We start from the raw sequence: 21,096 nt of genomic DNA on the forward strand, positions 1-21,096 counted from the left end.
TCTGCCTCCAAAAGCGTGCTTTTACACAATCTGTATGATCACATAAATCAAAAAGCCTCCAAGTCCTGCTATCAGACCGCAAAATCCCAGTCCTGTAACAGCCCTGCGGAATTTTCTTCTCAGGATATACCGTTTCGATCTCCGGATATCTTCCTCCAGAAGCTCACGGAAATCAAGGACTGAATCCTCGTTTTCTTCGTCTAACTGCTGCATTGCTCTATGGACGATAAAATAGGTTTCCAACTCATCATAACAGGAGGAACAGCTCTCCACATGATCCAAAAATTCCTCTTCCTCATCCAGTGAAAGAGTATGCTCAATATAACGGCTCACCATACCCTCTGCAGTCTGACAATTCATATGGTACCTCCTTTTCCCGCTGCACAGCAGCCGGATATTCTGCTATTTTCTCTACGGCTCATTATATCTGAATTCCCCTTAAAACACAAGAGAGGATACACAAACAAAAAGCACACCATATGGCGGTTTCTGCATTTCACGCTTATAAGCCTCCATATGATGTGCTGTTTCTTCTGTTTTATTCCTCTGCGTCGCCGCCTTCAGCAGATGTCTCCAGAGCAGGTGCCGGAGCGTTGAGAATCTTCATAAACTCCTCACCCGTGATCGTTTCATGCTCGAACAGATATTTCGCCAGCTCATGAAGCTTATCAATATTATCCTTCAAAATCTGATAAGCCTTCTCATGCTGCATGCGCACCAACTCAACCACTTTTTTATCAAGAAGTGTCTGCGTCTCAAAGGAACAGCTTAAGCTGGCATCTCCGCCAAGATACTGGTTGCTCATGCTTTCCATAGCCACCATATCAAAATCTTCGCTCATGCCGTATCTGGAGATCATGGCGCGGGCGATCTTGGTAGCCTGTTCAATATCATTGGATGCACCTGTTGTAATGCTGTGGAAGATCAGTTCCTCAGCAGCACGCCCGCCTGTAAAGGTAGCGATCTTATTCTCCAGTTCTTCCTTTGACATGAGGAAATGCTCCTGCTCATCCACCTGCATGGTATATCCCAATGCCCCTGATGTACGCGGAATAATGGTAATCTTATGGACAGGCGCAGAATCAGTCTGCTTTGCCGCCACAAGCGCATGACCGATCTCATGATAAGAAACGATCAGCTTCTCCTTATTGGAAAGCACCCGGTTCTTTTTCTGATAACCGGCTATTACCACCTCAATACTCTCCTCAAAGTCCGCCTGGGTAGCAAATCTTCTGCCATCCCGCACAGCCCGCAATGCAGCCTCGTTTACCACATTAGCCAGCTCAGCGCCGGAAGCGCCAGCCGCTGCCTTGGCAATCTCATCAAACCGGACAGAATCTGCAATTTTAATCTTCTTTGCATGGACCTTCAGGATTTCCTCTCTGCCCTTCAGATCAGGAAGCTCAACAGGAATACGTCTGTCAAAACGTCCCGGACGAAGAAGTGCCGGGTCCAGAGAATCCGGTCTGTTGGTGGCAGCCAGGATCACTACGCCTTTGGAGCCGTCAAAACCATCCATCTCTGTGAGAAGCTGGTTCAGGGTCTGCTCACGCTCGTCGTTGCCTCCTGTAAAGCTGCCATTGTCACGCTTCTTTCCAATGGTATCAATCTCATCAATAAACACGATACAAGGTGCTTTTTCATTTGCCTGCTGGAAAAGGTCACGGACCTTTGCTGCGCCCATACCAACAAACATCTCCACAAACTCCGAACCGGAAATAGAGAAGAATGGAACCTCTGCTTCGCCAGCTACTGCCTTTGCCAGCAAGGTCTTACCTGTACCAGGAGGTCCTACCAACAGGGCGCCCTTCGGCATAGATGCGCCGATTTCTGTATATTTTCCCGGGTTGTGCAGATAATCCACAATCTCTGTCAGCAGTTCTTTCGCCTCATCCTCGCCCGCTACATCAGTAAATTTGATTCCGGTGGAGGATTTTACATAAATCTTTGCATTGCTCTTTCCGAAAGACATCATTCCTCCGGGACCGCCGCCCATAGACCCCATCATCTTTTTGCTCAGCCATCTTCCAAGCAAAACAAATATCACGATCGGGATCACATATCCTGCGATCAGGCTAAATAAGATGGACTGCTTCTGCGGCTCCACTGCCTCCATGCTGGTTCCCGCCTGATACAGACGGTTAACCAGGTCCGGATCGTCCATCCTGACAGTTTTGCACAGCGTATCCATACCATTTTTTCTTACAATAAAATAAATGTAATCATCCTGGATTTCCGCCTTGGATACGTTGCCTCTCTCCACATTGCTCAGGAAGGTGCTGTAATCCGTTTTCTCCACAGCTCTTTCCTGCACGGCTGGAAGTAAAAACATATTGAGAAGCAGGATTATCACAACCGCAACCAGACCAAGAACATACAGCGGCTTTTTTTCCGGCTTCTTATCGTTAATGCTCATTCAAAATTCCTCCATATCTGATAATCAAAGTTCAAGTACGAACTTTTAAGATACTGTAGCATCTTTTGTCAGAAACATCAAGATTGCAGCCACAGATTTTATAAACATTTCACAATCTCAGTTGTGTTCTCAACGCTGGCTGCAGCGCGGGGTTTTATTTACCATATATATCCCAAGGCAGACCAATATCAGGGAAAGCAGTCCTTTTGCCGTAAACGCCTGATTCTGTTCCCCCAGAAGCAGTGCGCTGAGGATCACTCCAAAGACAGGATTCATAAATCCGTAGACCGCAACCTTTCCCACCGGATTGTATTTCAGCAGGATTCCCCATAAAGAGTAGGCAACCGCGGAAATCATTGCCATGTAGACAAGCAGCGCTGCCGAAGCAGGCGTAAACCCGCTGAGGTGTCCTCCCATTCCAAGCCCCACTGCCGCCATGATCAAGCCGCCTGCCACAAACTGATATCCGCTCAGGGTGACCGGATTTTCCTTTTGTGAGAACTTTTTGATCAACACGGATGAAAAGGCATAAGAGACTGTGGACAGCACGATAAATCCCTCTCCCAGCAGACTCATACCGCCCTCCATACCGGAACCGTTCAGGTTAATGAGAACCACCCCCGCAAAGCCGATCATGCAGCCAATTATTTTTTCTTTTCCCAGCTTTTCGTAGTGAAAAATAAGACTGGAAACGAGAATGGCGATAAATACGTTTACTGCCTCGATAATAGAGGATTTCACCCCTGTTGTGTGGGCAAGTCCCACATAAAAGAACAGGTACTGGATCACAGTCTGAAGCATACAAAGTGCAAGAACCATATGCCAGGAGCCCTTTTGCGGTACAAGAGCCTTTTTCCCCAGGATACTTCCAATGATAATTGTCAGTATTCCCGCCAAAGTAAATCTGGCGCCCGCAAATAGTATCTGCGAAGCCGTATCGTTTGATGCAATCTGAAACATTTTGTAGCCGATTTTAATGCAGGGAAATGCACTTCCCCACAACAGACAGCAGATCAGCGCCAACAGGCACACCATGCTGTTTTTTGTCAGTAATTCGTTTGTCTTTTTCATTTTTCTCTTTCCTATCTACCAATTTTATCCTTAAAATACCAGAACGCACTTATTATAATAATTTTGGTCGCAATAGTAAAGAGAAAACAGCGGACCGCAGCATGGTCTTGTCACATTGCAAGAAGCTTATCCCAGTCGATTTCCGCAGCCAGGGATGCTGCACATACATCTGCACCCAGTGTATTATAATAGGGACCCACTCCCAGAGATTTCATGCCTCCTGCCTTTGCAGCCTGAATGCCTGCCGCAGAATCTTCTACAACGAGACATTCTCCCGCCGGAGTACCCAGCTTTTTCGCCGCGATCAAGAACACCTCCGGGTCTGGCTTTGATTTCATGGTGTCAAGTCCACAGCTCACCTTATCTATGTAGGGAAGCATCCCTGTCTTTTCCAGGATGACCGGTGTGTTTTTGCTGGCAGAGCCGATTCCCACCAGGATTCCCCTTTCACGCAGAAGCTTCAGAGTGTTTGCTGCGCCGGGAAGCGCTGCGCGCTCGTCAAGATCTTTCAGCATCTCTTTATAATAGTTGTTCTTTTTCTCTGCAAGAGCCGCCTTCTCCTCATTCGTATACTGCCTGTCTCCCTTTGCAAGTACCACTTCCAGGGATGCCATGCGGCTGACACCTCTTTGCTTTTCATTGTCCTCTCTGTTAAACCCGGTAATCCCAAGCTCAGCAGCCAGCTTTTTCCACGCCTGGTAGTGCAGCTCGTCTGTAGATACCAGCACACCATCCAGGTCAAAAATCACACTTTTTATCATAAACTCCTCCTATGCCTCTCTTGTCTGCGGTAGTACAGAAAATACTTGTATTCCCGCTAAATTCCCGAAATATATCATTGTAAAATAATACCGAAGATGATAAAATTTAATATACTATAAATGCAATCCTGCAGGAAAGGAAAAGGCATGGTAACGATCAAAGATATAGCCCAGGCTACAGGCGTAAGCTGCACCACGGTATCGAACGTCATTCATGGCCGCGAAAAAAGGGTATCCGCAGAGACAGTCAACCGAATCAGAGAAGCCATACAGACATTAGGGTATGTTCCCAATATGTCCGCCCGCTCACTGGTATCCAACTCCTCCAAAGTAATCGGCTTCATTAATCATGTCATTGTCAGACCTGATACCCATTTCATGGAAGACCCTTTCCATTCTTCCATTATCAGTTCCATCGAGTATAATCTCCGTGAAAGCGGTTACTATTTAATGCTCCGCACAGTCAAAACACCTGAAGACCTTATGGCCTTTCTGCAGAACTGGAGCATTGACGGCCTGTTCATCACAGGTATTTTCAAGGACAGCTTTTACGATGCACTGTCAACCCTGTCCATCCCTATTGTGCTGATCGACTCCTATGTCCGCCAGCCCAACGTATGCAACATCGGTCTGGAGGATTTTAAGGGAAGCTACAACGCAACGCGCTACCTGATCGACCACGGACACCGCAGGATCGCATTTGCATCGCCCAACATCAAAGACGGTGGCGTGCTCCAGGAGCGTTTCCTGGGATATAAGGCTGCCCTTAATGACGCTTCCATTCCCTTTGACCAAAATCTCATCATAGAGCACGAGATGGATCTTGAATCCTGTAGTCTCTCCGGGGACCGTCTCTTCCAGATGCCGGACGTCACCGGGCTGATTGTTACCGCCGACTATATGGCAGCCGGAATCATCGCCGTGCTGAGAGAAAGAGGTATCCGTGTGCCAGAGGATATATCCGTAATCGGATTCGATGATATCAGTATTTCCCAGTTGACAAGCCCGCCTCTTACCACCATCCACCAGGATATGTACACCAAGAGCCGTCTTGCCGTGGAAACTATGCTGAAGCTTCTCGAGGGAACACCTGTCACACAAACGGAAATCACTCTCCCCACCAGACTGGTAGAGAGAGCAAGCGTCCGTACGATCTCTTAATCACAAAGAGTAATCTCTGACTCCTCAGGGGTAATCTCCACCTGATAGAGTTTATTTTGATATTTCACGAAAAACCTCAGTTTTTTCCAGTCCTCTGGAAGGCTGGGGTTAATTTTTATTTCGCCTTTCTCACAGCTCAGTCCGGCAAAACCGTTTACCACTGTCATATAGGCTCCCCCAGCCGCAGCCGGGTGGGTGCCGCCAATATAGACAAGTCCTGCCCACTCTTTTCCCCCGCCCACAAGATCAGCCTTTGCGGACTTCATAAAGAGGGGATATGCCTTATCACTCATTTTACATTTACAAGCCAGAATTGCATACATACATGCACTGAGAGATGAGCCGTGCTCTGTCCTTGGTTCATAGAAATTCCAGTTTTTAAGCAGCGTCTCCTGGTCAAATTCACCGCTGAAAAGATTCAGCCAGGTCACAACATCTGCCTGTTTGATCACCTGCGTGTGGCTTGCGATCCCATAAGCGCCTCCCCAGTATTCCTTGTCATTGAGCTTTCTGCTGCGCACCGTTTCGATGGAGACATCCTCAAGCTGGAAATAACCGTCAAACTGTGGTATCACGCCATCCTCATTCTTCTCCGGAATATAGAGATGCTGAGACGCATCCTGGAATCTGGAAATGAGTGAATCTACGTCATACTCCTCCTTCAGATATTTCTGTGTTTCCAAAACCTCCACTGCCGTATCAAAAACAAGCTTTGCCATGCGGTTTGTATATCCATTGTTGTTGACCCTCTCATGGTATTCATCCGGCCCGATCACATCGTGGATTTCGTATTTGTCGCCGGAAACTTTTTTCAGAAGCAGGCTGTAGTAAAACTTTGCACACTCTACCACCGTCTTTGCTCCACCCTCTGCGAGAAGGCTGGTATCTCCTGTACGATCCATATACCGTCTGATCCCGTAAACAACTGCTGATGAGATATGTACCTGCTTATCCCGGAAGAAGGTACGCATGGGCCTTCCTGTAAACACGTCTGTCACATTGTAATCCGTGCAGGCATCATATCCACCCTCCTGACTCTCCCAGGCATAGAAAGCGCCGTCATATCCGTACTCTTTTGCTTTCTTCAGCGCGCCCGGAAGTGTCTCCACCCGGTATTTTAGCAGCGTTTTTGCAACGGAAGGCTCCGTATTCATGAAAAAGTCCAGCATAAACATTTCCGTATCCCAGAACACAGCCCCTTTGTATGTCTGTCCTGAAAGTCCCCTGGCTGCAATGGACAAATGATCCGTATGCCGGGGTGCAATACAGTGCAGATGATACAGGGAATAGTTCACTGCCCGCATAGCCTCCTGGTCGCCTTCAATATAGATCTCGGATGTTTTCCATTTCTCTTCCCATTTAGCAATATGCTCCTCTTTTGCCTTCTGGTATCCCCCTGTCTCAAAGGTGTCCAGCACCTTTTCAGCCATTGACTCATAATCCTCGGTATCCTTGCTTGTATAAACGGCAGAACCTTTTGTAACGCTGAAAACCGTTCCCTTTTCTGTGATAAAGGAAAACCTCTGGCAGATTTTTTTATTTTTCTCTGTCACATGGTGTTCTGCAGCAAACTCCGGTCTGCTCACTGACGCCACACATACCTTGTCCTTGTTTTCGTGCGTTACGGCAACGGTACGGATACGGCTCTGGCTCTGTGAAAAATGCAGTTCGTCATAGTGAGGACCATAAATATCCCACACATCACCATCAATTCCTGTCACCAGCTCCACGTCAGCATGGAAATCCGCTTCCACCCAAAACCTCATGGCAAAAAGGTGCACCTGAGACAAACTGGCAAACCGTTCTGTCCTCAATGTGATCTTTCCTCTCAATGTTTTCCATGTGGTCTCCCGAGAAAAAATCCCATGACGGAAATCAAGCCCCATAGTATGGGATTCTGCCGGTTTCTCCGGAAGCCTGTATGCTTCGCCATCCACGATCAGAAATGCGTAGAACGGGTTGGGTGCATTCAGGGGCTCCCTCCAGCCATCCCCCACCCGGTCATAAATACCAGCCAGATTTACAGCCGGAAGGTACTCCTTTTCAAACTCCTCAAGGGTTCCTCTTACTCCGGCATAACCGTTTCCCATCAGAAACTTGTTGCCATTTGATACAATTTTGTCTTCCTGAAAACATGTTTCTTCAATCAGCCATTCCATACATGTATCACCTCCAGTTTTTAGGTATCTCTACTTGCACACCCTCTTTTCCAAGCGTAATGGTTTCCCCATACAAAAGAACCTGTATCTCCGACTCCTCCAACGTATGGATAGCAACTTTGTTCTGGTTTACCTCCACAAGAATCACCGCATCCTGGTACCGGATACGGAACGAATAACCCTCCCATTGTTTTGGTATGGTGGGGCTGAACGCCAGCATATCCCCATCAGAGCGCATCCCACCGAAGCCATAAACAATATTCATCCACGCAGCTGCGATGGAGGTCGTATGCAGTCCATCCCCGCTGTTTCTGTTATAATTATCCAGATCCATCCTCGTAGCAAAGCCAAAAAAGCCATATGCTTCGCCCTTCTTCTTTAGCTGGGATGCCAAAATGGAATGAACCGATGGAGACAGAGAGCTTTCATGGATACACCGCGGCTCATAGTAATCATAGTTTGCCCGAAGCTGTTCTTCTGTAAAGCTGGAATTAAACAAAAGCTGGAACATCAGTACATCCGGCTGCTTGATCATATCATTTCTGTAAATCCTGTCGTAGGACCAATGATCGTACAGCGGAAAATCCTCCACCGGTATGGCGTCCACATCCACATGTGGAAGCTGGTAATATCCCTCATGCTGCTCGTAAAGCATTGTCTTTTCATCATATGGAATATACATAAGCCTTTCCATTTTTGCCCAGGTGCTGCGTTCTTCCTCCTTAAGCTTCAACTTTGAGGCAAGGGCTTGGTAAGCCTCCGGCTGTTCCTGCTCCATCTTTTTCAGCATGCTTTCCGTATAGTGGAAAGTAAACTTTGCCATCAGATTGGTATAGCAGTTGTTGTTTACCATCATCTGGAACTCATCCGGCCCCATTACACAATAATAGCCGTAACGTGTTCCATCTGCATTGTATGCCCCTCTTGTGGCAAGCATCCGGCTTACCTCAATGAGCATCTCCATACCATACTCATACACAAAGGAAATGTCCTTTGTTATTTTTTCATACATCCAGATTCCATAAGCCACTGCGGTAGAGGCCTGAAGCTGTAAACTTGCATGCTGCCACAGATTGCAGCACTCCTTACCGCTTATGGTGGCAATGGGATAAAAAGCTCCGTCACAGTCCAGATCACGTGCCCGTTTCTTTGCCTCCTCCAATGTCTCATAGCGGAACATCAGAAGATTTTTTGCTGCCTCCAGGTCATTGAAAATGTAAAATGGAAGGCAGTAGGTCTCCGTATCCCAAAAAGCATTTCCGTTATATGCCTCTCCTGTCAGGCCCTTGGCACCGATATTGCCGCCCTTTACCTCTTTATGGTAGGTCTGGTACATCTGGAAGATACAGAAACGGATTCCCTGCTGGTTATCTTCATCACCCTGGATCACAATATCAGACTGCTCCCAGGCCTTTTCCCACCATTTGCTGTTCTCCTCTTTCAACGTATCATATTTAATCGTAGAAAGTTCTTTTTTTCCGCAGGCCTTTTTTTCGGCAAAAGCTTTTTCAGCTTCCTCTCCCTGCTCTTTTCTTATGATATTCCTGGCGATCCTGATAAGAGACTTTTCCTCTCCCTCTGCCAGCTCAAAGTTGAAGACCAGAGAAACCTTTTTCTCCTCTTCCGCCCCGTATTCCCAACTATGGTAATCTCCTTCAAACACGCATCCCGAATAAATGCTCTGATCTGTCTCAACCGTTGTACCCTGGATAGCCAGGAAATCCTGCTCCTGGATCCTGTCGCTGCAGTTCCAGTAATTTTTGCCGCTGGACTGATGGATTATCGAGAAATCCATGCCCGCAAGAACCTTCAGCTTAACATCACTTTTCAGGGATTTCATGGTAATTTTCTGTGCACCCATGTCTGTCTTTTCCATGGAAAGAAAACGCTCAAAGCTAAGAGCAATTTCTTTTCCAGAACGGGTAACCCAGATAAAAGATCGTGTCAGAACACCGTTCTTTAAATCCAGCACACGCTGAAAATCACGGTATGTACGTGTTGCCAGATCAAGCCTTTCGCCATCTGCCTCGATTCTGACAAATAACCAATCCACAGCATTTACCATGAACTCGGTCACATCGGTTACCCCTTTATAGTGGGGACCGTCCTGTCTGTTTCTTTCATAAATTCCGTTAAAATAATTACCTACCAGCTTTTCACCGGAATAACCTTCTTCAAAGCAGCCTCTGCTTCCCATATACCCGTTGGCAAGAGAAAAGACGGATTCCGCAACTCTGGCGTATTCCGGCTGAAAGCCGTTTTCCACGATTCGAAAGGAATCTCCCTCAAAATATTTGTCCGCACATTTTGCCATAATTTACCCCTTCACTGCACCAGCCGCAGCACTGTCTGTAATCTGCCTCTGGAAAATAGCAAAGATAATCGTAGGCGGGATAATAGAGAAGAGCACTGCCCTTAACACACTGACTGCATCCGTCGGCGTATCCTTGAATGTAAACAGTTTCACCATTACCGTCTCTTTTCCGGAGCCGTTCAATACCAGGTACGGCAGCAAGAAATCAGACCATGCTGCTGTCACAGCAAAAATTGCTACTACCATAATGACCGATTTTGACATAGGCAGCATGATCTTTGTAAATACCTGCAGCGGACCACAGCCATCCAGCTTCGCTGCTTCCAGCAGATCTTTTGGTATCCCTTCAAAGAATTCCTTGAACAAGACCACCCAGAAAGCATTCGCCCCGTACATCAGCCACAGCGGCAGAAAGCTCTGGTTTAATCCCAACAGGTTAATATTTCGGAACAGGGATACCATACTGGTAGTCGCCGGAATCATCAGGCTCCACATAACAAGACCATAGGCAATCTTATAGCCCTTCGGTCTCAGCACGGCAAAACCATATGCCAGAAGTCCATTGAAGATTACCGCGCAGACGGTACAGCCTGCAACGAGAATCGCAGAGTTTCTGTAGTATTTTGCAAACTTCAGAAGTTCCCAGGTTTTTTTCAATTTTTCAATATCAAAGGATGTTGGAAAGATCGTTGCATTCCTGTTAAATTCCTTAATATCCTTAAATCCGGCCAGGAGTACCCAGATAGCCGGGAAAACACATACCAAAACAATGATAAAGCAAAGCACAATGACCAGTGTATACATGACGCGCACCCTTGGGGAACGCATGTCATAATCACGGATCGCGCCGTCTTTTTTGCTTTTCATTTTATTCTTCCATGCCATAGCTTATCCCCTCCTTTACGCATAATCATCTTTCTTTGCAGTTGCTTTCATATAAATACCGCTCAAAATAACAAGAATAACGCAAACCATTACAGACAGCGCAGCCGCAGCCGGGAAGTCAAAGTCTCGGAAACCGTAACGGTACATCAGCATCAGCAAGGAAATACTTGCGTTATTCGGACCGCCGTTTTTCAGTACCATTGGCTCGTACAGGATCTGGAATACAGAGATAAACTGCATGATCAGAAGGGTACTTGCCAGAGGCTTGATGGACGGAATGGTAATGTGCCAGATCCTTTTCCAGATTCCAGCTCCGTCAATGGTCGCTGCTTCATATAGATCCGGGCTGATATCACTGATCTTCGCCATGTAGATCAATGCTGTAGACCCGGCTGCTTTCCACGTCATTGTTACGATGATCAGAGGTATGGTCAGCTTCGGATTGTTGAGCCATACCTGGGGAGAAATACCGATCTTTGACAGAAAGATATTCAGCACGCCGTTTTTACCGGGCATAAAGAAATAGCTCCAGATCCAGATAGTTGCCAGTCCGGGAATAATATTGGGAAAATAAATTCCCACACGGAATAGTCCGCGGAAATGTACGGTTTCAGAAATCAGAATTCCCAGAAAGATTGGGATCAGATATCCAATCACCAATGACCAAAAGGTGTATTTAAATGTATTGACAAACGCATCCATAAAATCAGGACTTCTCAGCACCTTGATGTAGTTTGAAAGCCCTACAAATTCTATCAGTTCAAATCTCTTGGCAGAGTACAGCGACAACCGGATATTTTCCAATAATGGTTCCCACACAAAGAAAGCAAACAGGATTAAAGAAGGCAGCATAATCAGCCAGCCCATCATATCGCTGCGTTTAAATTTTCTTTTTGTTTTCATTGCCAGGCGCCTCCTTTTCTATTATTTTGAAATGGTCTGGGATTCCAAGAACCCCAGACCATTGCATTTCACCTTTTAAAGAATCCGTTTTTTAATTAGTTTGCTTTGAACTTGTCATCCAGAATCTGCTGATAGTTCTCGTTTGCAGTAGCCATCAGAGCTGCAGTATCAGCGTCCTCATTAACAAGAACTTCCTGTAAAACCTTAGTGATCTCAGCATACATATCCTGGGTAAGTCCCGGTTCCTCAGTACGAAGAGCTTCAGTATCTACCAGATCGAAGTAATCCTAGAAGAGAGCCATGTCTACGTTGCTGTGTTCATCGATCACTTTCTGTTCAGCATCCAGAATCTCCTGATCTGTCCAGCATGGGAAACGAGGGATAACCGGTGTTCCAACTTCTTCTTTCTGGGAGTAATCTGCTTCCCAGCCTGCAATTGCATCTTCAGAAGCGGATGGAGCTTTTCCGAATACTTCCAGGTAATCCAGTGCTGCGTTGATTTCTTCTGGTGTAGCATCTTTAGAGAACATGTAAGGAGTACCGCCCTGAAGCAGATACTGTCCTCCAGGACCTGCAGGGATCGGAACCAACGCAACCTTGTCAACAGGCAGACCATTTACTTCTGTCGGCTGGTTGATGGCATCGTTCGCTGCGATATACATAGCTGCTCCGCCTGTTCCAAGCTGTGTAAAGCCTGTGCCCCAGTCTTCACTGGTGGGGTCTGCTGTCAATACGTCGTAGTCCCATTTCAGGGATTTGACATAATCCATAGCTGCGATAGCTTCTTCGGAATCAAGATGTGCAGTATAGGTGCCGTCTTCGTTTTCATCTACCAGTTTTGCACCGAATGCCCAAGCGATGTTGGACCAGTGCCAGCCGCCTGCGTTGTCTTTTGCAAGAAGGCAAAGACCTGCGGAACCAGTTGTGTCTTTAATCGTCTTTGCTGTTTCAGCAAGCTCATCCCATGTCTTCGGATACTGGATAGTTCCGTCATCATTTACAAGGCCTGCCTCTTCAAATACTTCTACGTTGCACATTAAACCAAGTGCATAAGCATCTCGCGGGATACCGTATACTCTTCCGTTTTCATCGGAGAACTGCTCACGGATAATCGGGTTCATCTTATCCAACCAGCCTCTTTCTTCCAGCTCATCTGTGATGTCTGCAACAGCGCCTTCTCTGATCAGCTTCTGTGTCTCTGTAAACCAAGACTCAAAGATTGTCGGGCAGTTGCCAGCCTCTACCATAGGCATGAAAGTCTCGGTTGCATATTTATAATATGCAGGAACAAATTCCACATTCGGGTCAATTTCCTTCATTCTCTCAACAAAACCCTCGTGCATCTCAATCTGATCTTCCAAAGTATCCTCCGGCCAGATACCCAGTGTAACTGTGATTTTCTCGCCATCAGCATCATCGCTTGCTGCCACGCTGGTTACGCTGCCAGCGAACATTGCCATAGCCATGGACATACACAGAACCGCACTAACAAGCTTTTTTTTCATATTACTTAATCCTCCTTTTATGTTATTAGTTTTTGTAAGTTTTACGTTAAACTTATTATAGCATGCGCGCTTTCATGCGTCAACTTAAACATATGCACTAATACGCACAAATTTTTCTTTCTTTTTTTGTGTATTTTTATTTATTTGTTTTTAATACCAACATAGGGATATGCATTACTTGGACATTTCTAATTTAAGGTTCCTCCAAACGGAGGACTTTCCTTTAACAAAATAAAAAACTACCTCCGTGCAATTGCACATCAGTAGTTTCTCTCACAAGCTCAATGTTAAATTGTAAAGGTACTTGTACTACTTCTGTTCATCCGTATTCATTGCGCTCCATATAGTACGTTTGTAATCATCAAAATTCTTTAGTAATTTACATATACACTATTAATTATTCCAACACCTCAAAAGGATTGTCTTTAGCCAATTCTTCATCTTCACAATTCATACGCTCGGCAACTGTTAATAAACGCCCATATTCCTCGCCTTGAGCAGGATCATTTGGATCAAATTGTACATCTGTCGGATAGATTGCCACAAATTTCTTTTCGCTGCTTACCCCTGCAACAGACCAGGCTGGAAACTCAGCATATTCATTATCTCCCCAGTCATAAGCTTTAATCGTAACAACATGTCCGCCGAAATCATCCTCTTTCGCTGGCGTATAGAAAATGCTGATGGTCTCATTATCTACAACCTCATAGTCCCAGGCAATATCTCCCGGAAGATACATACTAAAATAATCCGTTTCAAGATAAGATGCTCCCTGACTTGCACGTGTCTGGATCCCATTTGCTATATTGTAAGCTTCCACCAGATAATTTTTATTTACATAACCTTCTTTTCCCGAATCGGAATAACCATAAACATACGTAGAATCATAGTCACTCATGACATAAAAGGTATCTCCCGTATATAATGATTCCAACTCATTTTTTGAATCATAAGACGGCGCCGAACGCAAAGCAAGATACCCTTTTTCTACTTTTACCGTGTAGGCATCCGCAGCTTTTGTTTCCGCCTTAGCCGGAAAAATTGATACAAGCCAACTAAAAGTTGCCGTAAACAGCAGCAAACATTTTCTAATCTTCTTTTTCATAGGGCAATTCACTCCTTTTCTTTTTATTGTATCATACTCCTGCAGGCAACATGTTCTGTCTTGTATCCCCCTAATACCTTTAATCTATATCCTCAAAAATTTCCTTTAAGACAATAGAAACTGTTGGCATGGCCCTCAAAGTCAGAACTGTCTCTGCATTATAATTTTCGTCCTGTTCATCATCCACAAGAATATAAGAACCTACAAGATCATAACTCTTCCCTTCCAAATAGTATACCTCAACAGAGCGTTCTTTGGGGGATATAATCCAATACTCATCAATTCCTAATTCCGCATACCTTTCTTTCTTGACGGTTTTATCTTTTAATGAAGTCGCCGGACTTAACGTTTCCGCAACAAATCTGGGGACACCTCTGTATTTATCCTTTTTAATTTGATTCCTGTCACAGATCAACATAATATCTGGTATTACATATTCATCATCAGACAAATATAAATCCAAATTTTCTACAGAAACAGCACATACACTACTTTTTAATTGTTTGCGAAGAATATGATAGATATTTCCGTTTATCTGACTGTGCATAAATCCGCCAGAAGGAGACATATTGTAAATGACTCCTTTAATTATTTCTGTCCTTCTATAATCGTCCTGCAATACCGGCATAATCATTCCCCTCTCATCCTATTACTTTCCACGATTTTAATGTGATTTATAATATCTCCCATTATCCAACAAATTCTTTTTCAAAATTGTTTGTGCCAATATGATTATATCATCCCTCCCCAATTTAAACAATCTTAATAGAAAAAATTACAGGGACAGAGTTGCTCCATCCCCGCTAAATCAGCTCTCCCTTCTTACGTTTTGAATGCTTACCATTTTGCTTACCATCAAGTTCAGGACAACAAAAAACCCTGTAAATCAACACTTTACAGGGTTTAATAAATGCCGGCAGTGGGACTTGAACCCACACGTAGTTGCCTACAACAGATTTTGAGTCTGCCTCGTCTGCCATTCCGACATGCCGGCGTTTGAACCGAAAAATATATTACCATAAAAATCCTCGCTTTGCAAGAGGTTTTCTTATTTTTTCGGCTCAGTTATTTATTTTATCTTTATTTTATCTCATCCTCCAGAAGCTTCTCATAAATAGGGAAGCAGTCAAAGGTTGAGAAATAGTCTCTTGGGGTTTCCGCGCGGCGGATCAGGTCAAAGCTTCCGTCTTCATGCAGAAGGATCTCCGCTGATTTCAGCTTGCCGTTATAATTGTAGCCCATGGCAAAGCCGTGAGCGCCGGTATCGTGAATCACAAGAAGATCTCCCATATCTACCTTTGGAAGATAACGGTCAATAGCAAATTTGTCGTTGTTTTCACATAAGGAACCTGTCACATCATACAGATGGTCACACACCTGGTCCTCTTTGCCCATCACTGTAATATGGTGATAAGCGCCGTACATAGCCGGGCGCATAAGGTTTACTGCACAGGCATCCACGCCTATGTATTCCTTATGGGTGTGTTTTTCGTGAATCGCCTTTGTTACAAGACAGCCGTATGGTCCCATCATGAAACGTCCCAGCTCCGTGTAAATGGCAACATCTCCCATTCCCTCCGGAACAAGAACTTCCTCGTACACCTGACGTACGCCCTCTCCGATGGCACGGATATCATTGGGCGTCTGCTCAGGACGGTAAGGAATTCCCACTCCGCCAGAAAGATTGATAAACTTAATATGCGCGCCAGTCTCCTTATGAAGCTTCACAGCAAGCTCAAACATTACCTTTGCAAGCATCGGATAATACTCGTTAGTCACAGTATTGCTGGCAAGAAATGCGTGGATACCGAATTCCTTAGCCCCCTTGCCTTTCAGGATACGGAAGGCGTCAAAAATCTGCTCCGTTGTCATACCGTATTTGGCATCCCCCGGATTGTCCATAATGTCATTGCTGATTTTAAAGACACCGCCCGGATTATAGCGGCAGCTTATGGTTTCCGGGATTTTCCCTACTGCCCTCTCTACGCTCTCGATATGAGTGATATCATCCAGATTGATGATTCCCCCTATATCATAACAGTATTTGAACTCACTCTCAGGTGTATCATTGGAGGAAAACATAATGTCCCCCTCTTTGCAGCCAATGGCTTTGGAAAGCATCAGTTCCGTCATGGAAGAACAGTCGCAGCCGCAGCCATACTCCTGAAGGATCTGGATCAGATAGGGGTTTGGCGTAGCCTTTACTGCAAAAAATTCCTTAAACCCTTTATTCCACGCAAAAGCCTCTTTTAAAGCCTTTGCATTCTCACGAATTCCTTTTTCATCGTAAAGATGGAAAGGCGTGGGATATTTCGCTGTGATCTCCTGCAGCTTTTCCAAAGTAACAAATGGTTTTTTCTTCATAATAGTTTCTCCTCGCAGCTTATTCCTCAATAATGTGGAAAACGTTGATTTACCACCTTATTTGACATGTTGATGCGTAAACAGGTGATCCTGGCAATACTCATAGTTTCCGTTACATTTTGAACAAAAACGGAAGTCCAGATTTGGATCATCCAGTTCCGTACGTCCGCAGATCGCACATTTGTGCTTTGTGATCGTGCCTGAAGCATTTTTTACACGGCCCTGCGGCTCCATTGCTTTTCTGAATTCCTGCTTTCTGCGGATTTCCTTTGGATTATAACGGCTCATGTCCCTTGTGCCGAAAAAGAAAATAACAAAATTCAGAAGGGACGCCACGATCGGCACCACCATAAACCAGTAACCCATTCTGAGGTAGCTGACCACATCATATAAGATCAGCACACCGTAAAAAATAGCCATCCAGCTCATCTTAATGGGAATCACAAACATTAAAAGTACCTTCATATCCGGGTATGACACCGCATATGCAAGGAAAATAGACATACTGATGTAGTAGGTCGTATAAATGCTTCCGCCCAGGACATAAACCATTCCATTTATGGTCACAAAACCTCCCGTGATCAGATGGACGATGAGCGCCGCGATCACGGTAAAAAGAACTCCAGAAAAAATGTACAGCGTATACCGGAATGTTCCCCAGGTCCGCTCCAGTGAAGTTCCGATGGGATAATAAAAGAAAAAGATCGCAATAATAAAAAAGAACAGGCTTCCGCTGGACGGCGGATTCAACACCCAGGTAACAAGTCTCCATATCTGTCCCTTAAAAACCATGGTCATATCCAGGCTCAGCATGGACATAATACTGGGATTAAACATTTTCAGCAAATATCCGATCACATAGCAGGCGCAAATATACATGGTTAAATTTGGAATTCCATGTCTTCCATATTTTCTCTCTAACTTATCAATAAACCGCATCAAATCCTCTTTTCTTTATAATTTTTAAATTAAAACATTTTCTTTTTTGACAAGATCACAGCCGCTACAATGCTGACAGCCACTGATACCAGAATGATGATCAGAAAGCCCCACTGCGTTGACGAAAAGGGCATACCCGACGGATTCAGGTTCATACCATAGGCGCTGAATATAATAGTGGGAATACTCATAACAATGGTGATAACCGACAGTACCTTCATAACCACGTTCAGGTTATTGGAAATAACGGACGCAAAGGTTCCCATCATGCTGCTCAAAATACCACTGTAAATATTCGCCATCTCGATCGCCTGCTTATTCTCAATGATAACATCCTCCAGAAGTTCCGTATCTTCCGGATACTGTTTAATGCTCTCCACCTTCAGCAGCTTTTCCAGCACCACCTCGTTTGAACGCAAGGATGTAGTAAAATAGACCAGAGACTTTTCCAGCTCCAAAAGCTCCATCAGCTCCTGGTTTCTGGTTGACATATGCAGCTTTTCCTCCACCTGTTCGCTCTTTTTATCTATAATACGCAGATAACGCAGATACATACTGGCATTCCGGTACAAAATCTGCAGAATAAATCTGGTCTTCATATAGGTAAAAAAGTTACGCACCCGGCCTTCCATAAAACGTGTCAGAACCTGGGTGTCCTCCAGACAGATGGTAAAAATGATCTTATTTGTCACAATGATGCCAAGTGGAATGGTTCCGTACCAGTCCTTATCGTTACGCTCCTCAATCATAGGAACATCTACAAGGATCATGGTGTAATTATCCTCCACCTCAATACGGGAACGCTCTTCCTCATCCAGAGGGGCTCGCAAATCGTCTACCTCTATATCAAACTGCTCAGAAATTTCGAATATTTCCGTTGCCGTCGGATTTGTCAAGGCAATCCAGCAATCATCCTGGGGCTCCTGAATCTGATGAATAGAGCCGTCCATTGTCTTAAAAATCCTTACCACGATTTCCACTTCCCTTCCGGTGCATCGTACCCGACACACTCATTATATTTCGAAAAAAATACAGTTTACATTATAGTTTCTACACGAAATTTTGTCAATTCTAATGGTTTCGGTTTACAAACTTTTTATACTTCGATATAATATTTTCAGATAGTAACAGTAATCTGCATCATACATGCAGCCTTTGACCATAGAACAAAGAAAGGATATACATCATATGAGCCAGTCATCTTTTGGAAAAAAATTTGTTGTCACCACCTGGGGCGAATCCCACGGAAAGGCACTGGGTGTTGTAGTAGACGGCTGTCCTGCCGGTCTGCCTCTCACAGAAGCAGATATCCAGATTTTTCTGGACCGCAGAAGGCCGGGACAGAACCGTTACACCACTTCCCGTAAGGAAGGTGATGAAGTGGAGATTCTATCCGGTGTCTTTGAAGGCAAAACGACAGGCGCCCCTATTTCCATGATCGTCTATAATAAGGATCAGCGTTCCCGTGATTATGGAAATATTGCCTATACCTACCGTCCAGGCCATGCTGATTTCGGTTTTGACCAGAAATACGGCTTCCGGGATTACAGAGGAGGCGGACGTTCCTCCGGTCGTGAAACTATCGGACGAGTTGCCGCAGGAGCCATTGCCCAGAAAATCCTTGGACAGCTTGGCATCACCTTCTGCGCCTATGCAAAATCCATCGGTCCGGTGGAGATCCAGACCTTCCATCCTGAAGTGATCAAAGAAAACTCTTTTTATATGCCGAATATGGTAGCGGCAGAAAAAGCCAGCCATTATCTGGAGCAGTGTATGAAGGATATGGACAGTTCGGGCGGTGTGATCGAATGCCGCATAAACGGTGTACCTGCCGGACTGGGCGATCCTGTTTTCGGAAAGCTTGACGCCATGTTTGCCCAGGCCCTGATGTCCATTGGAGCAGTCAAGGCAGTGGAGGTCGGAGACGGTGTAAAAGTCTCTAAGCTTAATGGTTCTACGGATAACGACGGTTTTCATATCGAAAATGGAGTCATTTCCAAGCTCTCCAACCATGCAGGAGGTATTCTGGGCGGCATCAGCGACGGCGGCGAGATCATTCTCCGCGCCCATATAAAGCCGACCGCTTCCATTGCGCAGGCACAGCAGACCATCACAAAGGATGGAGAAAACGTTACCATTAACATCAAAGGCAGACATGACCCTGTTATTGTTCCCAGAGCTGTAGTGGTAGTGGAATCCATGGCTGCCCTGGCACTTGTGGATGCCCTTTTCTGCAACATGACAGCCAGAATGGACAGGATCACAGAGTTTTATAAAAAGAAGTAATTCTCAAAATTACGCATAAAAGCGCCCTGCCTGTGGGAATCTCCACAGAACAGGGCGTTTTGCTTAATGATCCAAATGATTTTCAATGTCCTCTCCGTCCGGTACCGGCCAGATAGTGATACAGTTCGGAGTCTCAATCTTTCTCGGTTTTCCCTTCATCATCAGGATGTTTTTCTCATAATCCACCTTAAAGGTAGTGATGCTGTTGCTGGAATGATTTGCTACCGCAATGTGCTGATTGTCCGGGAAGATCACAAGATCCTTAGGATAATCTCCGCTGATCGGGAGTGTAAACTTCTTGGTGAGAAGTCCTGTCTCCTGATCGATCTCATACATGGAAACCGTATTTTCTCCTGCAGTGGTGCAGAATAAATGCTTTCCGTCCGGAGCCAGCGCAAGACCGGAGGCTGCGTTATGGGCCGCATCTACATCGTTTTCTTTTTCCAGGGTGGTAATGCTCTGAAGGAGTTCAAATTCAGGATTTTTTCCGCTTCCGTCGTAGCTGTACACCTTGATCTCATTGCTCAGCTCAAAAAGCAGATATGCAAAACGTCCGTCTGCGCTGAAACGGATAATACGCGGACCGCTTTCTCTCGGGCATCTGATAACATCTGCAAGCTCCAGCTTATTGGTACGCTTGTTGATCTTATATACCTTAACCTGGTCAATGCCATTATCCACTGCACACAGATACTTATTATCCGGTGTGGGTCTGACACAATTTACATGGGGACGGAAGTTTCGCTCCGCAACGCTTCCAAGTCCTCTGTGAAAAACACCGTCCATCAGGCTTCCCAGCCGTCCGTCCTGATGGGTATGTACAACCGTTACTTTTCCGTCATGGTAGCCTGCCACATAAAGATATTTTCCATCAACGTCCGTTGCCAGAAAACAACCTCTCATACCATCAATATCAACGCTGTTGATACGTCTCAGATCGCCGTTTTCATCACGCTCAAACACAGCGACGCCTTCATCTTCTATGGAATACAGGAATTTTCCGTTTTTTGATACTGCTGTATAGGACGCATTGCTTACCTCTACTTCACTGCGTTCTGTCAGGGTACCCTCTTCCACATTCACGTCATAGACCTGTATTCCCTTACTTGTACCATGTGTATATGTTCCCACATAGGCAACGTATTTTTTGTTCCCCATAGCTCTTGCCTCCTACTGCCAACATTTTCATTCGGTGTCCATATTATATCACAATCTTATTCCAAGGAC

The 21,096-nt window shown here is 45.2% G+C and carries 18 protein-coding genes and 1 tRNA gene; 2 read left to right on the forward strand and 17 right to left on the reverse strand.

The window, feature by feature from the left end; all coding sequences use genetic code 11:
* Window positions 1–21: 21 nt before the first annotated feature.
* The 4 genes from ACESZH_RS07020 to pgmB all read right to left on the reverse strand — a co-directional run bounded on the left by ACESZH_RS07020 (window position 22) and on the right by pgmB (window position 4,248).
* Complete coding sequence (locus ACESZH_RS07020) at window positions 22–360, reverse strand: anti-sigma factor (protein ID WP_373213727.1); 339 nt, start codon at window positions 358–360, stop codon at window positions 22–24.
* Window positions 361–538: 178 nt separating this feature from the next.
* Complete coding sequence (gene ftsH / locus ACESZH_RS07025) at window positions 539–2,416, reverse strand: ATP-dependent zinc metalloprotease FtsH (protein WP_373213730.1); 1,878 nt, start codon at window positions 2,414–2,416, stop codon at window positions 539–541.
* A 129-nt stretch (window positions 2,417–2,545) separates the two neighbouring features.
* Window positions 2,546–3,487 (reverse strand): DMT family transporter, encoded by a 942-nt coding sequence (locus ACESZH_RS07030; protein ID WP_373213732.1) that lies wholly within the window; start codon window positions 3,485–3,487, stop codon window positions 2,546–2,548.
* A 110-nt stretch (window positions 3,488–3,597) separates the two neighbouring features.
* Entirely contained in the window at window positions 3,598–4,248 is a 651-nt protein-coding gene (gene pgmB / locus ACESZH_RS07035; RefSeq protein ID WP_373213734.1) for a beta-phosphoglucomutase, read from the reverse strand.
* A 147-nt stretch (window positions 4,249–4,395) separates the two neighbouring features.
* Between pgmB and ACESZH_RS07040 the strand changes: the two genes are divergently transcribed.
* Window positions 4,396–5,409 (forward strand): LacI family DNA-binding transcriptional regulator, encoded by a 1,014-nt coding sequence (locus ACESZH_RS07040; RefSeq protein WP_373213737.1) that lies wholly within the window; start codon window positions 4,396–4,398, stop codon window positions 5,407–5,409.
* Here the strand turns inward: ACESZH_RS07040 and ACESZH_RS07045 are convergent.
* The 12 genes from ACESZH_RS07045 to ACESZH_RS07100 form a co-directional block, all read right to left on the reverse strand.
* A complete protein-coding gene (locus ACESZH_RS07045; RefSeq protein WP_373213739.1) occupies window positions 5,406–7,568 on the reverse strand; it encodes a glycosyl hydrolase family 65 protein in 2,163 nt (720 codons plus the stop codon). The two genes, ACESZH_RS07040 and ACESZH_RS07045, sit on opposite strands and share 4 nt — an antisense overlap.
* A 7-nt stretch (window positions 7,569–7,575) precedes the next feature.
* The gene (locus tag ACESZH_RS07050) at window positions 7,576–9,882 is read right to left on the reverse strand and encodes a glycoside hydrolase family 65 protein (protein WP_373213741.1); all 2,307 of its coding nucleotides are present in this window, start codon (window positions 9,880–9,882) and stop codon (window positions 7,576–7,578) included.
* Window positions 9,883–9,885: 3 nt separating this feature from the next.
* Window positions 9,886–10,767: a carbohydrate ABC transporter permease gene (locus ACESZH_RS07055; protein ID WP_373213742.1), complete on the reverse strand. Its 882-nt coding sequence runs from the start codon at window positions 10,765–10,767 to the stop codon at window positions 9,886–9,888.
* Window positions 10,768–10,782: 15 nt separating this feature from the next.
* Window positions 10,783–11,670: a carbohydrate ABC transporter permease gene (locus ACESZH_RS07060; protein WP_373213745.1), complete on the reverse strand. Its 888-nt coding sequence runs from the start codon at window positions 11,668–11,670 to the stop codon at window positions 10,783–10,785.
* 95 nt (window positions 11,671–11,765) lie between these two features.
* Window positions 11,766–11,894: a hypothetical protein gene (locus ACESZH_RS07065; RefSeq protein ID WP_373213747.1), complete on the reverse strand. Its 129-nt coding sequence runs from the start codon at window positions 11,892–11,894 to the stop codon at window positions 11,766–11,768.
* 63 nt (window positions 11,895–11,957) lie between these two features.
* Window positions 11,958–13,175, reverse strand: a complete 1,218-nt coding sequence (locus tag ACESZH_RS07070) for an ABC transporter substrate-binding protein (protein WP_373213749.1) — start codon at window positions 13,173–13,175, stop codon at window positions 11,958–11,960.
* 397 nt (window positions 13,176–13,572) lie between these two features.
* Window positions 13,573–14,280 (reverse strand): SH3 domain-containing protein, encoded by a 708-nt coding sequence (locus tag ACESZH_RS07075; protein WP_373213751.1) that lies wholly within the window; start codon window positions 14,278–14,280, stop codon window positions 13,573–13,575.
* A 79-nt stretch (window positions 14,281–14,359) separates the two neighbouring features.
* Entirely contained in the window at window positions 14,360–14,908 is a 549-nt protein-coding gene (locus ACESZH_RS07080; protein WP_373213752.1) for a Uma2 family endonuclease, read from the reverse strand.
* A 283-nt stretch (window positions 14,909–15,191) separates the two neighbouring features.
* Window positions 15,192–15,274, reverse strand: a tRNA-Leu gene (locus ACESZH_RS07085).
* An 86-nt stretch (window positions 15,275–15,360) separates the two neighbouring features.
* Entirely contained in the window at window positions 15,361–16,644 is a 1,284-nt protein-coding gene (locus tag ACESZH_RS07090; protein WP_373213755.1) for a diaminopimelate decarboxylase, read from the reverse strand.
* A gap of 57 nt (window positions 16,645–16,701) precedes the next feature.
* The gene (locus ACESZH_RS07095) at window positions 16,702–17,583 is read right to left on the reverse strand and encodes a hypothetical protein (RefSeq protein WP_373213757.1); all 882 of its coding nucleotides are present in this window, start codon (window positions 17,581–17,583) and stop codon (window positions 16,702–16,704) included.
* A gap of 29 nt (window positions 17,584–17,612) precedes the next feature.
* Window positions 17,613–18,554 (reverse strand): magnesium transporter CorA family protein, encoded by a 942-nt coding sequence (locus ACESZH_RS07100; protein WP_373213760.1) that lies wholly within the window; start codon window positions 18,552–18,554, stop codon window positions 17,613–17,615.
* A 217-nt stretch (window positions 18,555–18,771) separates the two neighbouring features.
* On the opposite strand from ACESZH_RS07100, the gene aroC reads away from it, so the two are divergent.
* Window positions 18,772–19,869 carry a chorismate synthase gene (gene aroC / locus ACESZH_RS07105; RefSeq protein WP_373213762.1) on the forward strand — a complete coding sequence of 366 codons (1,098 nt, stop codon included), beginning with the start codon at window positions 18,772–18,774 and terminating at the stop codon, window positions 19,867–19,869.
* Between the two features lie 63 nt (window positions 19,870–19,932).
* Here the strand turns inward: aroC and ACESZH_RS07110 are convergent, their stop codons facing one another.
* Entirely contained in the window at window positions 19,933–21,027 is a 1,095-nt protein-coding gene (locus ACESZH_RS07110; RefSeq protein ID WP_373213765.1) for a lactonase family protein, read from the reverse strand.
* Window positions 21,028–21,096 lie beyond the last annotated feature (69 nt).

The organism is Ruminococcus sp. 5_1_39BFAA, assembly GCF_964240875.1.
Lineage (GTDB): Bacteria > Bacillota > Clostridia > Lachnospirales > Lachnospiraceae > Blautia_A.